The organism is Brevundimonas sp., from assembly GCF_036732845.1.
In the GTDB taxonomy this organism is placed as follows: domain Bacteria; phylum Pseudomonadota; class Alphaproteobacteria; order Caulobacterales; family Caulobacteraceae; genus Brevundimonas.
This window is the reverse complement of the sequence record NZ_DAINBO010000002.1, coordinates 121,996-136,277: the sequence shown is the minus strand read 5'-3', so window position 1 is coordinate 136,277 and position 14,282 is coordinate 121,996. Positions and strand designations below refer to the sequence as shown.

Below are 14,282 nucleotides of genomic sequence, written 5' to 3'. Positions count from 1 at the left end.
GAGACTGACAAGTCGAGCAGAGACGAAAGTCGGCCATAGTGATCCGGTGGTCCCGCGTGGAAGGGCCATCGCTCAACGGATAAAAGGTACTCTAGGGATAACAGGCTGATTTTGCCCAAGAGTCCATATCGACGGCAAAGTTTGGCACCTCGATGTCGGCTCATCACATCCTGGGGCTGGAGCAGGTCCCAAGGGTATGGCTGTTCGCCATTTAAAGTGGTACGTGAGCTGGGTTCAGAACGTCGTGAGACAGTTTGGTCCCTATCTGCCGTGGGTGTTCGAAGCTTGAGAGGATCTGTCCCTAGTACGAGAGGACCGGGATGGACATACCTCTGGTGGACCTGTCGTGGCGCCAGCCGCGCAGCAGGGTAGCTAAGTATGGAATAGATAACCGCTGAAAGCATCTAAGCGGGAAACTAACCTCAAAACAAGGCTTCGCTGAGGATCGTGGAAGACTACCACGTTGATAGGCCGGGTGTGGAAGTGCGGCGACGCATGAAGCTTACCGGTACTAATAATCCGATCGGTTTGATCGTTTCTCAGCAAAACTCATTCGATGATCGTTCCTTGACCCGAACGATCACAGACAATGTCTTCTCTTCATTCCGCTGTCCGCCTCGTTGACCTGGTGGCTATGTCGGAGGTTCCCCACCCGATCCCATTCCGAACTCGGTCGTTAAGCCCTCCAGAGCCGATGGTACTTCGTCTTAAGGCGCGGGAGAGTAGGTCGCTGCCGGGTCTACCGAACAGACAGAAACTTCGAATGATCTTCCTTCACTTTTCCGGCTTGCCGCGGGATGGAGCAGCCCGGTAGCTCGTCAGGCTCATAACCTGAAGGTCGGTGGTTCAAATCCACCTCCCGCACCCAAGATTCAGAAGCCCCGCCAGGTTCGCCGGCGGGGCTTTTGCTTGTCTGGAACGGCGTGCGGGGGCTTGAGCGGAGCCGTGCAACCGCGCCAAGGTGTTCGGCCCGGCCCCTGGCCGCGAGAAAGGCCGCGCATGACCGACTGGGCCTCAGGTTTTCCACGGACGCTCTGGCGTCACGACGGCGTTCAGGCGGGCGAACGGGGATTGGCCGAGGAGAGCGCGGTCGCCATCGTTCATGACGCCTCCACGACCGCCGTCCTGATGGCGACGCCGCATGCGTTGGAGGACCTGGCGGTCGGTTTCAGCCTGACCGAGGGCATTGTCGACCACGTCGACCAGATCCGTGAGGTGGAGATCGCGGAGGCGGCGATCGGATTCGAGGCGCGGGTCTGGCTGACCCCGGATCGGTCGGCGCGCCTGGCTGCGCGACGGCGGCGGATGGCGGGACCGACCGGTTGCGGCCTGTGCGGGGTGGAGAGCCTGGCCGAGGCCATGCGCGCGCCAGGCGTCGTGCGGGACACGTTGAACGTGACGCCGAACGCCCTGTTGCAGGCCATGGTCCTGTTGTCGGAAGCCCAGCCTCTGGGACGGGAAACGCGCGCCGCCCATGCGGCCGGCTTCTGGACGCCCGATGCGGGTCTGGCGGCGGCGCGCGAGGACGTGGGGCGTCACAATGCGCTGGACAAGCTGGCCGGAGCGTTGACGCGGGCGGGCGAGGCGAGAGCGGGCGTCGTGCTGCTGACCAGCCGGGTCTCGGTCGAAATGGTGCAGAAGACGGCGGCCATCGGCGCGCCGATCCTGTGCGCGGTGTCGGCGCCGACGGCCCTGGCCGTCCGCATGGCCCAGGCGGCGGGGGTGACGCTGGTCGCCGTGACGCGCAGCGACGGATTCGAGGTCTTCACCCATCCCGAGCGCGTGCTGATGTGACCGGGACGTCAGGCACGCGCTTGCTCGCCAGGACGACCCGGGTGTTTACTTCGCGCCTGGAGACGGCGCTTTCGGAGGGACCGCATGGCGGACGACATCCCACGGTATCGACCCTACCACCAACCGGCCGGAGGCTGGGGCGCGGCGGCGGCGACGGCCAAGGTGCTGATGGAACAGAGCGTCGTCACCAAGGGATCGCGGGCGCTGCTGTCGATGAATCAGCCGGGCGGGTTCAAATGTCCGAGCTGCGCCTTCCCCGACGCGGACTGCAAGAAGACGCTGGAGTTCTGTGAGAACGGCGCCAAGGCGCTGGCGCATGAGGCGACCAAATTCCGCGTGACGCGCGACTTCTTCGCCGAACATTCGGTGAGTTGGCTGATGGAGCAGTCGGACTATTGGCTGGAGATGCAGGGTCGGCTGACCGAGCCGATGCGGTATGACGCGGCGAGCGATCACTATGTTCCGATCGACTGGGACGACGCCTTCCGATTGATCGGCGACCACCTTCGGGCGCTGGAGGACCCGAACCAGGCGGAGTTCTACACGTCCGGCCGCACGCCCAATGAGGCGGCGTTTCTGTATTCGATCTTCGTGCGCCAGTTCGGGACCAACAACTTTCCCGACTGCTCGAACATGTGTCACGAACCGACCAGTCGGGGGCTGCAGCCGGCCATCGGCGTCGGCAAGGGCACGGTGGTGCTGGAGGATTTCGAGCACGCCGAGGCCATCTTCGTCATCGGCCAGAACACCGGAACCAATTCCCCACGGATGATGACCAACCTGATCGAGGCGCACAAACGCGGCGTGCCCATCGTGACGGTCAATCCGATGCCGGAACGCGCCCTGATCCGCTTCACCGACCCGCAGGACGTGGTGCAGATGGCGACCTTCGCCTCGACCGAGGTCACCAGCGAATTCGTGCACATCCGCATCGGCGGCGACCTGGCCTTCCTCAAGGGGGTCATGAAGGTGATGTTCGAGCGCGAGGCGGCGGGCGAACGGATCATCGACCACGACTTCATCGCCCGGCACACCGTCGGCATGGAGGCTGTGCGCCAAGAAGTCGAGAGCCTGGACTGGGCCGACATCGTCGAGGCCTCGGGCCTGGAGGAGAGCCAGATCCGCCGTTGTGCGGAAATCTACATCCGATCGAACGCCACCGTGATCTGTTACGGCATGGGCATCACCCAGCACCAGCAGGGTTCACACCTAGTGCAACAGGTCGCCAATCTGCTGCTTCTGAAGGGTAATTTTGGAAAGCCGGGTGCGGGGATCTCGCCCATTCGCGGCCATTCCAACGTCCAGGGCGACCGCACGGTCGGCATCGATGAAAAGCCGACCCAGGATTATCTGGACCGCGTGCGCGACGTCTTCGGCTTCGAGCCGCCGCGTGCGCACGGCCATCATGCGGTGGAGACTGTCCAGGCCATGCTGAAAGGCGAGGTCAAGGTCTTCATCGGCATGGGCGGCAACTTCATCCGCGCGGTGTCCGATACGCCGCGCGCCTATGAGGCGATGCGAAGCGTGGGTCTGTCGGTCGGGATCGCCACCAAGCTGAACCGAAGCCATCTGGTCCACGGCCAGGCGGCGCTGATCCTGCCGGTCGTGGCGCGATCCGAATGGATCAGGACGTCGGCGGGCGAACAGTTCGTGACGATCGAGGATTCGATGGCCAACGTCACCGCCTCGCGCGGGGTGCTGGAGCCGGCCGGCCCGGATCTGATGCCCGAGGTCGAGATCGTGTGCCGCATGGCGCGCGCGACCCTGCCGGACAGCCGGATCGACTGGGAGGGCTACAGTCAGGACTACAATCTGATCCGCGACAAGATCGGCGAGGTCTATCCCGCCATCTACGCCGGCTTCCGCGAGCGGATCACCGTCGACAAGGGTTTCCATCTGGACGTTCCGCCGCGACGGCTGGTGTGGAACACGCCGAACGGCAAGGCCAACTTCCTGATGTTGCCGGGTTTGGCGGTGAACGACCCCGTCGCCGACCCGGCCATGCTGCGCCTGGCGACGGTGCGCTCCCACGACCAGTTCAACACCACCATCTACAGCAACAATGATCGCTATCGCGGCGTCTATAACGACCGAATGGTGGTGTTCATGAACGCTCAGGACCTGGCCGACCGGGGCCTGGTCTCAGGGGCGGCCGTGGTGGTGGAGACCCTGTCGCGCGACGGCATAGAACGACGGGTCGAGGGGCTGACGGTTCTGGACTACCCGATGTCGCGCGGCTGTATCGCGGGCTACTATCCCGAACTGAACCCCTTGTTGCCATTGGACTATTATGACCGGACCAGCGGCACGCCGGCGGCCAAATCCATTCCGGTTCGGGTGGTCGCGGCCTAGGGCGCCGCCTCCGGCTCGACCTCGTCGAGGAAGTCGACCGTCGGAACGTAATAGAGCGACCCCGTCACGGCCCGGCTGAAGTCCAGCAGGCGGTCGTAATTTCCCGGCGGCGAACCGACGAACATATTGTCCAGCATCCGCTCGATCCGTTCGGGCGCACGTGCATAGCCGATGAAATAGGTGCCGAACTCGCCCTTGCCGATCTCGCCGAACGGCATGTTGGCGCGCACGATCTGTAGCTGCTCGCCGTTTTCGTCGTCGATGTTGGTCAGGACGTTGTGCGCATAGGGCGCCTTGTCCTCGTCCTTCATTTCGATGTCCGACAGTTTGAACCGTCCGATGACGGCTTCCTGGGTTTCGACCGGCTGGGCGTTCCAGCCCTTCATGTCGTGCAGGTATTTCTGGACGATGACATAGCTTCCGCCGACGAAATCGGGGTCTTCATCACCGATCAGGGCCGCGGCCGCGTCGGCCGGGCTGGGCGGGTTCTCCGTGCCGTCCACGAAGCCCAGCAGGTCGCGATTGTCGAAGAATTTGAAGCCGTGAACCTCGTCCTGCGTGGTCACGGCGTCGCCCAGGCGCTCCATGACGTGGGTGGCCAGCTCGAAACACAGGTCCAGCCGGGCGGCGCGGATGTGCAGCAGGATGTCGCCCGGCGTCGAGACGGCGTGATGCACGCCCTTGATCTCACGGAACGGATGCAGGTTCCTGGGACGCGGCGCGCCGAACAGGCGGTCCCAGGCCTCTGAGCCAAAGCCCATGATGCAGCTCAACTGGCCGTTCAGGTCGCGGACCCCCACGCCCCGCAACAGGGACGACAGGTCGCCGCACAGTTCGCGCACCACCTTCTCGGCCGCCGCGCCGGGCGCGATGGTCAGGACCAGAAACATCGCCGCGCCCGTCAACGGGGCGCAGACCGGTTGCGAGACAGGCGGGGGCGTCTGGGCGTTCATGGGCATACCGTCGGATAGGCTGGCTGATCATGGGGATCAGGCCGTCAGCTTTGGCGTCCGCGCGGAGGGATCGTCAAGGGCGCGCGGTCCCAGCTTGCCGCCGGGCAAGCGGAGCCTTTAGCCTGACCATACGTTGATCGGCCGAATGAAACCGCACGGACCCGCCATGAGCCTTCGCCGTCTGACCGCCGCCGTCGCCGTTCTGGGGCTGGCCGCCGCCTGCACCGAGCCGCAGGAGGCCCAGCCGCCCATGCCCGTGCCGCCTTCGCCCCAGCCCCCGACGCCCCAGGTCCCGCCGGTCGGCTATGCCTGCGAGAGCGGCCAGACGGTCGATGTCCGATACCTTGACGGCGACACGGCCCAGATCGCCTACAAGGGTCAGAGCTACATCTTGCGCTCGGCGCCTTCGGCCAGCGGCGCCCGCTATTCCGGCTCGGGCCTGGAATGGTGGACGGCGACCCGCGAGGGGCGCGACAGCGCGACCCTGAGCCGCCTGGACGCCGATGAGGATGTCGGCGTGGCCGTGCTGGAGCGGTGCGGCCGTCCGTCGCCCGGTCCCACGCCGACCGACGCGCCGCCGTCGCCGACCCAGCCCACGCCGGCCGCGCCCCCCGCGAACCCGGCGCCGTGCCGCGGCCCGCAGTTGAAACTGGCGCAAGAGGGCGGCGACGCCGGCGCGGGCAATCGCGTGACCGTGCTGTCGTTGCAGAACGTCGGCAGCCAGGCGTGCAGCCTGACCGGCTATCCGGGTCTGACCCTTCAGGATGCGCGAGGGCGTGATCTGACGACCGTCCGCGCTGAACAGAGGCTGGGGAGCTATTTCCGCCAGGGACAGGCGCCCGCACCGGTCCGCCTGGCGCCCCAGGCCAAGGCCTATTTCGACCTGGCCTGGAACGTCGTGCCGCATGAAGGACAGGACGAACACGCCTGTCCGTCGGTCGCGCGTCTGCGCGTCACCGCGCCCGGCGACACCTCGGCCGTCACCTTGGCCCAGGCCTTCACGCCCTGCGGCGGACGGGTGCAGATCAGTCCGGTGCGGCCGGTGGCCGAGCCGGCGCCCCCGCCCGAGGCTCCGACGGCGACGACGCGGCCCTGATCGTTCCGGCGACTGGCGTCCGAGGCGGATTCGGCGTAGCGGAACGCCCCATGACGCAAGCTTTCCACGACCGCATCGCCCAGGAACTCACCGACATCGCCCAGCAGGGGCTGACCAAGCCCGAACGGGTGATCGCCAGCCGCCAGGGACCGGTGATCCAGGTCGGCGGGCGCCAGGTGCTGAACTTCTGCGCCAACAACTATCTGGGTCTGGCCGGGGACGAACGCGTGACCCAGGCGGGGATCGCGGCCCAGGAACGCTGGGGCGCCGGGACGGCCTCGGTGCGCTTCATCTGCGGCACCCTGGAGATCCACAAAGAGCTTGAGACCGCGATCGCCGACTATCTGGGTTTCGAGGACGCCATCCTGTTCGCGGCCGCCTTCGACGCCAACGGCGGCCTGTTCGAGCCTCTGCTGGGGGCCGACGACGCCATCGTGTCGGACAGTCTGAACCACGCCTCGATCATCGACGGGGTGCGGCTGTGCAAGGCGAAACGCTATCGCTTCGCCAACTCCGACATGGATGATCTGGAGGCCCAACTGAAACAGGCCCGGGCCGACGGCGCGCGCGACATCGTCATCGCCACCGACGGCGCCTTTTCGATGGACGGCTATGTCGCCAAGCTGAAGGACATCCGGGCGCTGGCCGACAAATACGACGCCCTGATCATGGTCGACGACTGTCACGCCACCGGCTTCATGGGACCGAACGGGCGGGGTTCGTTCGCCCATCACGGGGTCAAGGTCGACTTCGTCACCGGCACCTTCGGCAAGGCGCTGGGCGGGGCCATGGGCGGCTTCATCTGCGCGACCAAGCCGGTCGTGGAGTTGCTGAAACAGCGGGCGCGGCCGTATCTGTTCTCCAACGCCCTGGCCCCTGCGGTGTGCGGGTCCAGCCTGGAGGCCATCCGCATTGCCCAAGGGACCGAAGGCGACGCCCTGCGCACCCAGTTGTTCGCCAACGCCGCCCGCTATCGCGCGGCCATGACCCAGGCGGGCTTCACCCTGTTGCCGGGCGAGCATCCGATCATCCCGGTCATGCTGGGCGACGCCAAACTGGCCCAGGACATGGCGGCGCGGATGCTGGAGCTGGGCGTCTATGTGATCGGGTTCAGCTTCCCCGTCGTGCCGCGCGGTCAGGCCCGCATCCGCACCCAGATGTCGGCGGCGCATACGTTCGAGCAGATCGACGCGGCCGTGGCGGCCTTCACCCAGGCGGGCCGGGAACTGGGGGTCGTCTGACCCCCAGACCGCGATCAGGCCGTGCGACGGCGCTTGTGAAGGGTCAGGGCGGCGAAACCGCCCAGAACAGCCGTCAGCAGGATCATCGCCCATTCGCTCATGGTCGGGACGCTGACCACCGGTGCGGCGGTGACGAGGTAGGTCGGCTGGGCCGCCGGGGTGTCGATGGCGACGCCGGTGCTGAGCGCGGTTCGGAACATGACGGTCGCATAGAGACCGGGGGTCGCCGACGTGGTCACCCGAGTTTGAGCGATCGAGATCTCCACGAGAGCGCCAGCCGGCACAGACTGAAGCGGGTCTAAATTGATCTGTATCGCGCTGGCGCTATAGATGGCGCAAATCGACCCCGGCGTATGGGGCAGGCCGTTGACCGTAATAGTGACGGTGGCGCCGCAAACGCCGTCCACCATCGTTAGGCCGTTAAAGTTGGAGATAAGCAGATTGTCACCGGCCGTAAGCGCGGTGGCCGTCGTGTAGCGGATCGTCACCCCAGTCGGCTGTGAGGTCGCGCTGTTGGAGAGGGTGACGGAGGCGTTGGTCAGGGTTCCCGCCGAAGCGGCTCCGGCGGAGGCGGCGAGAACGGCGCCCGCGATGACCCCTATCATCTTGTTTTTCATAATATATCCGTACGGTGGCCGAGTGAATTTTGGATCGAGCCTGTCTCGCCGCCAGAATCTCCACCCATGATTCATCCGCTAACTGATTCATGGTTACTTGCAACTTAACCGGTTCATTCCCCGTCGTGCCGGGTGACGCCGTTTCATCGAGCGGCGTCTTTGCCGCGATCCGCGCTTGCGGTCCTGGCCTAGGCGGCCTAGCGGCTGCGTCGAAACAATGGGAGCAGCGACCATGACCGACACCATGAAGGCCCTGGCCAAGACCAGGCCCGCCGAAGGCCTGGAGTTGATCGACGCCCCCATCCCGTCGCCGGGCGACGAGGATGTGCTGATCAAGGTGCACAAGACCGCCGTCTGCGGCACCGACATCCACATCTGGAACTGGGACGAGTGGTCCCAGAAGAACGTGCCCGTGCCGATGATCACCGGCCATGAGTTCGCTGGCGAGATCGTCGCCATCGGCAAGGACGTCGACCGCCGCCTGAAGGTCGGCCAGCGCGTCTCGGCCGAGGGTCACGTCATCGATTTGAACTCGGAAGCCGCCCGCGCCGGACATTTCCATCTGGACCCGCACACGCGCGGCATCGGCGTGAACCGCCAGGGCGCCTTCGCCGAATATGTGGTGGCCCCGGCCTTCAATGTGATCGAGCTGCCCGACGACGTGCCCTATGAGATCGGCGCCATTCTCGACCCCTTCGGCAACGCCGTGCACACGGCCCAGCAGTTCGACCTGCTGGGCGAGGACGTGCTGGTCACCGGGGCCGGTCCCATCGGCATGATGGCCGCCGCCGTGGCCCGCCATGCGGGCGCGCGCACGGTGGTGCTGACCGACATCAACGACTTCCGCCTGGACCTGGCGCAGAAGGTCGCGCCGGGCGTGCGCACGGTGAACACCACCCGTGAGGACCTGAAGGACGTCATGCACGAGCTGGGCCTGAAGGTCGGCTTCGACGTGGCGCTGGAGATGTCGGGATCGCCCATCGCCTTCAAACAGTGCGTCGACACCCTGATCATGGGCGGCGGCATGGCCCTGCTGGGCATTCCGTCCAAGCCGATGGAGACCGACTGGGGTGCCATCATCCTGAAGGCCCTGACCATCAAGGGCGTCTATGGGCGCGAGATGTTCACCACCTGGCGCAAGATGCTGGGCCTGCTGAAGGCCGGTCTGGACCTGACCCCGCTGATCACCCACCAGTACGCCTATGACCAGTACCGCGAGGGCTTCGAGGTCATGAAGGCCGGCAAGTCGGGCAAGGTGGTGCTGGACTGGGAAAAGGCGGCCTGACCGGGACCTTTGTCCACGCGGTTCCGGCTTGACCGGCAGGCCGGGGAAGGGGAGGCAGGGCCATGAACTATCGCCACAGCTTCCACGCCGGAAACTTCGCCGACCTGGTCAAACACGCCCTGTTGCTGCGTCTGCTGGCCGAACGCCAGGCGGCGGGACCAGTCGTGGTGTTCGACACCCATGCGGGCGCGGGCCTGTATGATCTGACCGGCGACGCCGCCCGCTCGAAAGAGGCCGAGGCGGGTGTGGCGCGGCTGATGGCGGCCGAGGGCGGCCTGCCGCCCGCGATCCGGGCCTTGGCCGATCAGGTGGCGGCGCTGAATCCCGGCGGCGGCGTGCGTTTCTATCCCGGCTCGCCCCTGCTGACGGCGCGCGCGCTGCGGCGCGGCGACGCCTATCGCGGTTTTGAACTGCGTGACGAGGTGAAAGCCTTGCTGGATGAGGCTCTGGCCGATTTCCCGAATGCGACGGCGCAAGGCGGCGACGGCTATGACGGCTTGATTCCGGCCATGGGCGGCGTGACGAACGCGCTGGTGCTGATCGATCCGCCCTATGAGCGCGGCGACGACTATCACCGGGCCGCCGACGCCGCGACCGCCGCCCGGCGGGCCGATCCGGCCGCCGTCGTGGCGATCTGGACCCCGCTGAAGGATCTGGAGACGTTCGACGGCTTCTTGCGCCGCCTGGCTCCGGCGGGACCGGCCCTGGTGGCCGAGGCGCGGCTGCGTCCCCTGACCAATCCGATGAAGATGAACGGCTGCGCCATGGTCGTGCTGGGCGCCTCGTCCGCGATCGAGGCGGCGGCGAACGAAGTCTGCGGCTGGGTGGCGACGACGCTGGGCGACGCCGGGGCCAAGGCGGAGGTCTGGCGCGCATGACCCGCATCGCCATCGTCGAGACCGGCCGTCCGCCCAAGGCGCTGCAACCCGAACACGGCGACTACGCCGGCATGTTTGACGCCCTGTTGGGGACGGGCTTCACGACCGAACGCTTCGAGGCGGCCGAAGGCGGCTTGCCCGACCCCTCGGCCTTTGATGGGGCGATCATCACCGGCTCGGCGGCGGGGGTGTATGAGGATCACGCCTGGCTGCCGCCCCTGTTCGACTGGATCCGGTCGGCCAAGGGCCGGACGCGGCTGGTCGGCGTCTGCTTCGGCCACCAGGCTATGGCCCAGGCCCTGGGCGGCCGCGTCGAGAAGTCGACCAAGGGCTGGGGCGTGGGCCTGCACCGCTATGACGTCGTGTCGAGCGAACCGTGGATGACGCCCCCGGCCGTCAGCGTCGCCCTGCCAGCCTCGCACCAGGATCAGGTGGTCGTGCGCCCACCCGAGGCCCGCGTGATCCTGTCCAGCGACTTCGCCCCCCTGGCCGGTCTGGCCTGGGGCGACGACGCCATCTCGATCCAGCCGCACCCCGAGTTCTCGCCCGCGTTCGCCTCGGCCCTGACGGCGGGGCGTCATGACCGGATGGGCGCCGACCTGGTCGATCGCGCGCTGGACAGTCTGAAGGCGCCCAATGACCGTGCGACGGTCGGCGGCTGGGTGCGCCGTTTCCTGTCGGTCTGAGCGGACCCATGCCTGATCCCGTCGGCTATTCCGGCAAGCCCCTGATCCAGAAGCTGGGTCTGAAGGACGGCCAGACCCTGAAGCCGGTCGATGCGCCTGAAGGCTATATCGACTGGATCGAACCTCTGCCGCTGGGTGCGGTGGTTGATGCGGCGGCGGACCAGGCCGATCTGGTCCACCTGTTCGTCCGCGACCGCGCCGAGCTGGAGCACGGCGTCCGTGCGGCGCTGGCGGCGGTTCGGCCCGGCGGCATGTTGTGGACGTCCTGGCCCAAGAAGGCCTCGCCCTTGTTCCGCGACCTGACCGAGGACGGCCTGCGCGCCGTCCTGCTGCCGACCGGCTGGGTCGATGTGAAGGTCTGCGCCGTCAGCGCCGACTGGTCAGGGTTGAAATTCCTGAGGCGGAAGGCGGCCTAAGGGTCCGTCCTCAATACGTCCGACAGGGTGATGCGCCGCCCATCCCCTGCGTCCGCATCAGGCGCAAACCCGCGCTAGGGTGCGACCGACGCCGTTCAGCGGAGGGACAAGGAATCTAGACTCGATAGACTCGATAGACGCGCTTTTTTCGAGTCTGAAACCTAGGGCCACTTCACCACGGGCGGCATGGAGCTGAGGATCGACTCGACGTTGCCGCCGGTCTTCAGCCCGAACATGGTGCCCCGGTCGTAAAGCAGGTTGAACTCGACATAGCGGCCGCGTCGGATCAGTTGCTCCTCGCGCTCGTCCGCTGTCCACGGCTCCTGCATCCGTCGTTCGACGATGGGGACATAGGCCTTTAGGAAGGCGTCCCCGACATCTTTGGTGAAGGCCAGGTCCCGGCCGTGGTCGCCGCTGTCCAGATGGTCGTAGAAGATGCCGCCCGTGCCGCGCGGCTCCTTCCTGTGCGCTAGCCAGAAATACTCGTCGCACCAGGCCTTGAAGCGCGCGTAGTGGTCCGGGTCATGGGCGTCGCAGGCGACCTTCAGCGCGGCGTGGAAAGCGACCGTGTCCGGCGCGTCCTCGCGCCGGTCGACGTCCAGAACCGGCGTCAGATCGGCCCCGCCGCCGAACCAGCTTTTGGTCGTGGCGATGAAACGGGTGTTCATATGCACGGCCGGAATGCGCGGGCTGACCGGATGGCAGATCAGGCTGATCCCGGTGGCGAAGAAGCGCGGGTCCTGCTCGGCGCCCGGCACCTGTTTGGCGTAGTCGGCCGGGAAGGTTCCGTGCACGGTCGAGCAATGCACCCCGACCTTCTCGAACAGGCGTCCGTGCATCATGCCCATGACGCCGCCGCCGCCCTCGGCCCGGTCCCAGGGCGTGCGCACGAAACGGCCCGGTTCGCCGGGGAACAGATCGGCGGGCGCCTGGTCCTCCAACGCCTCGAAGGCGGCGTGGATGCGGTCGCGCAGGGATTCGAACCAGAGACGCGCGGTCTCCTGGCGGTCGGCGAGCGGCGAGGGTGCGGTGGTCATCAGGGCTTCAAACATGACGCGGCCTTCGTGAACAGTCCTGGCGCCGTCGATGCGCCCCTCAGGCCGGTCTCGCCTTGATCCAGAACAGACGGCTTGCAAATCGGGACCAGGGCGTCAGCATCGCCCGACCGTTTTCCGGGAGTTCCTGTCATGCGCCGTTCCGCCGTTCTCGCTATCGTCTCCGCCTTGGCCGCCTCGGCCGCGAGCGCCGCCCAGGCCCAGACCGCCGACACCGACGCCCGCGTGCGCGCCGTCCTGCGCCAGGCGCCGGTCATCGACGGCCACAACGACCTGCCCTGGGCGCTGCGCGAGGACTACGGCAATGATCCGCGCCGGGTGGATCTGGCGACCGACCTGCACGGCTCGACCAAGCTGCACACCGATATTCCGCGCCTGCGCGCGGGTGGCGTCGGCGGCCAGTTCTGGTCGGTCTATGTGCCCGCCTCCCTGACGCCGCTGGAGGCCACGCGCGCCACCTTTGAACAGATCGACACCGTGCGCCGGATCGCCGCCGCCTATCCCGACGTCTTTACCGTCACGACCACGGCGGCCGAGGGCGAGGCCGCCATGCGGCAGGGGCGGATCGCCAGCTTCATCGGCATCGAGGGCGGCTATTCCATCGCCGATTCCATGGGCCTGCTGCGGGAGTTCTATCAGGCGGGGGTGCGCTACATGACCCTGACCCACTCCACGACCACCAGTTGGGCCGACAGCGCCACGGACGCGCCGAAATGGGGCGGCCTGAACCCCTTCGGCGAAGAGGTGGTGCGTGAGATGAACCGCCTGGGCATGATGGTCGATCTCAGCCACGTGTCGGAAGAGACGATGCTGGACGCCATGCGCGTGTCCGAGGCGCCGGTGATCTTTTCCCACTCCTCGGCGCGGGCGGTGACTGATCACCCGCGCAACGTGCCTGATTCCGTACTGCGCCTGATGCCGCAGGACGGCGGGGTCGTCATGGTCACTTTCGTGCCCGGCTTCATCAACGGGACCGACGGCGAATGGGTCAAGGCCTTGATGGCCGAGGCCGAGCGCCTGGGCGTCTCGCCGAACGCGCCGACGCCCGAGCTTGAGGCCTGGGTCGCGGCCAATCCCCGGCCCAAGACGACGATCGACCACGTCGTGGCCCATATCCAGCACGTCCGTGACGTCGCGGGCGTCGATCATGTCGGCCTGGGCGGCGATTTCGACGGGGTCGGGCGGCTGCCCGAAGGGATCGACGGGGTGGACGCCTATCCGCGCATCCTGGCGGCCCTGATGAACGCCGGCTGGACCGAGGCGGACATCGCCAAACTGACCAGCGGCAACATCCTGCGCGTCATGCGGGCCGTGGAGGCGGTGGCCGAGGCCAAGAAGAACGAACCGCCCAGCCTGGCCCGCCTGGAACCCGCGGCCTAAGGCAGGCCGCCCGTCGTCCGCAGCGCCTGGAACAGGGCGGTCCCCGCGCTGACCGACAGGTTCAGGCTGCGCGTCTCAGGCCGGATCGGGATGAAGACCCGCGCGTTCGCCGCCGCGTGCACGAAATCGGGCGCCCCGGCCGATTCCCGGCCGAACAGCAGGGTGTCGTCGGGCCGAAAGACGAAATCGTCCAACCGCTCGGCGCCTTTCGTCGTGAACAGCACCAGCCGCCCGGTTCCCTGCGTGGCCTGAAACGCCTCCCAGTCCGGGTGCCGCGTGAGATGCGATAACGGCCCGTAATCCAAGGCCGCGCGCTTCATGGCGCGGTCGTCGAAACGAAAACCGGTCGGCTCGATGACGTGCAGTTCGACGCCGAAACAGGCGCTCAAGCGGATGCAGGCGCCGACATTCTGGGGGATGTCCGGTTGAAAAAGGGCGAGACGCATTCTAAGGCCCTCATACGCGCGGCCTGGGGGCTTGTCGCGGCTGAAATTGCGAGTGTTTCGCAAGTGGCGTCCGCTGCTTACGC

At 66.8% G+C, this 14,282-nt stretch carries 13 protein-coding genes, 1 tRNA gene and 2 rRNA genes; 12 read left to right on the top strand and 4 right to left on the bottom strand.

Going from position 1 to position 14,282, the window contains the following annotated elements; genetic code table 11:
• The 5 genes from V7D63_RS01830 to V7D63_RS01810 form a co-directional block, all read left to right on the top strand.
• A 23S ribosomal RNA gene (locus V7D63_RS01830) occupies positions 1-536 on the top strand; the annotation flags it as partial.
• Between the two features lie 88 nt (positions 537-624).
• Positions 625-739 (top strand): 5S ribosomal RNA (gene rrf / locus V7D63_RS01825).
• 52 nt (positions 740-791) lie between these two features.
• Positions 792-868, top strand: a tRNA-Met gene (locus V7D63_RS01820).
• Positions 869-999: 131 nt separating this feature from the next.
• The gene (fdhD, locus tag V7D63_RS01815; RefSeq protein ID WP_333590542.1) at positions 1,000-1,794 is read left to right on the top strand and encodes a formate dehydrogenase accessory sulfurtransferase FdhD; all 795 of its coding nucleotides are present in this window, start codon (positions 1,000-1,002) and stop codon (positions 1,792-1,794) included.
• Positions 1,795-1,878: 84 nt separating this feature from the next.
• On the top strand, positions 1,879-4,146 hold the full coding sequence (locus V7D63_RS01810) for an FdhF/YdeP family oxidoreductase (RefSeq protein ID WP_333590541.1): 2,268 nt from the start codon (positions 1,879-1,881) through the stop codon (positions 4,144-4,146).
• Here the strand turns inward: V7D63_RS01810 and V7D63_RS01805 are convergent.
• Positions 4,143-5,099, bottom strand: a complete 957-nt coding sequence (locus V7D63_RS01805; protein WP_333590540.1) for a Dyp-type peroxidase — start codon at positions 5,097-5,099, stop codon at positions 4,143-4,145. The genes V7D63_RS01810 and V7D63_RS01805 overlap by 4 nt on opposite strands.
• Before the next feature lie 166 nt (positions 5,100-5,265).
• Between V7D63_RS01805 and V7D63_RS01800 the strand changes: the two genes are divergently transcribed.
• Positions 5,266-6,195, top strand: a complete 930-nt coding sequence (locus V7D63_RS01800) for a DUF4232 domain-containing protein (RefSeq protein ID WP_333590539.1) — start codon at positions 5,266-5,268, stop codon at positions 6,193-6,195.
• 50 nt (positions 6,196-6,245) lie between these two features.
• Positions 6,246-7,436: a glycine C-acetyltransferase gene (locus V7D63_RS01795; protein WP_333590538.1), complete on the top strand. Its 1,191-nt coding sequence runs from the start codon at positions 6,246-6,248 to the stop codon at positions 7,434-7,436.
• Positions 7,437-7,450: 14 nt separating this feature from the next.
• Here the strand turns inward: V7D63_RS01795 and V7D63_RS01790 are convergent, their stop codons facing one another.
• Positions 7,451-8,053 carry an IPTL-CTERM sorting domain-containing protein gene (locus V7D63_RS01790; protein ID WP_333590537.1) on the bottom strand — a complete coding sequence of 201 codons (603 nt, stop codon included), beginning with the start codon at positions 8,051-8,053 and terminating at the stop codon, positions 7,451-7,453.
• Positions 8,054-8,285: 232 nt separating this feature from the next.
• Between V7D63_RS01790 and tdh the strand changes: the two genes are divergently transcribed.
• The 4 genes from tdh to V7D63_RS01770 all read left to right on the top strand — a co-directional run bounded on the left by tdh (position 8,286) and on the right by V7D63_RS01770 (position 11,318).
• Positions 8,286-9,338 carry an L-threonine 3-dehydrogenase gene (tdh, locus tag V7D63_RS01785; protein ID WP_333590536.1) on the top strand — a complete coding sequence of 351 codons (1,053 nt, stop codon included), beginning with the start codon at positions 8,286-8,288 and terminating at the stop codon, positions 9,336-9,338.
• A gap of 62 nt (positions 9,339-9,400) precedes the next feature.
• Entirely contained in the window at positions 9,401-10,216 is an 816-nt protein-coding gene (rlmJ, locus tag V7D63_RS01780) for a 23S rRNA (adenine(2030)-N(6))-methyltransferase RlmJ (protein ID WP_333590535.1), read from the top strand.
• The gene (locus tag V7D63_RS01775) at positions 10,213-10,902 is read left to right on the top strand and encodes a type 1 glutamine amidotransferase (RefSeq protein WP_333590534.1); all 690 of its coding nucleotides are present in this window, start codon (positions 10,213-10,215) and stop codon (positions 10,900-10,902) included. Before rlmJ ends, V7D63_RS01775 begins: the two co-directional genes overlap by 4 nt.
• 8 nt (positions 10,903-10,910) lie before the next feature.
• Positions 10,911-11,318 carry a DUF3052 domain-containing protein gene (locus V7D63_RS01770; protein ID WP_333590533.1) on the top strand — a complete coding sequence of 136 codons (408 nt, stop codon included), beginning with the start codon at positions 10,911-10,913 and terminating at the stop codon, positions 11,316-11,318.
• 161 nt (positions 11,319-11,479) lie between these two features.
• Here V7D63_RS01770 and hemF read toward each other — a convergent pair whose 3' ends face one another.
• Entirely contained in the window at positions 11,480-12,355 is an 876-nt protein-coding gene (gene hemF / locus V7D63_RS01765; RefSeq protein WP_333590532.1) for an oxygen-dependent coproporphyrinogen oxidase, read from the bottom strand.
• Positions 12,356-12,505: 150 nt separating this feature from the next.
• On the opposite strand from hemF, the gene V7D63_RS01760 reads away from it, so the two are divergent.
• Complete coding sequence (locus V7D63_RS01760) at positions 12,506-13,753, top strand: dipeptidase (RefSeq protein WP_333590531.1); 1,248 nt, start codon at positions 12,506-12,508, stop codon at positions 13,751-13,753.
• On the opposite strand, the gene V7D63_RS01755 is transcribed toward V7D63_RS01760, so the two are convergent.
• Positions 13,750-14,199 (bottom strand): tRNA (cytidine(34)-2'-O)-methyltransferase, encoded by a 450-nt coding sequence (locus V7D63_RS01755; RefSeq protein ID WP_333590530.1) that lies wholly within the window; start codon positions 14,197-14,199, stop codon positions 13,750-13,752. The genes V7D63_RS01760 and V7D63_RS01755 overlap by 4 nt on opposite strands.
• Positions 14,200-14,282: the final 83 nt, after the last annotated feature.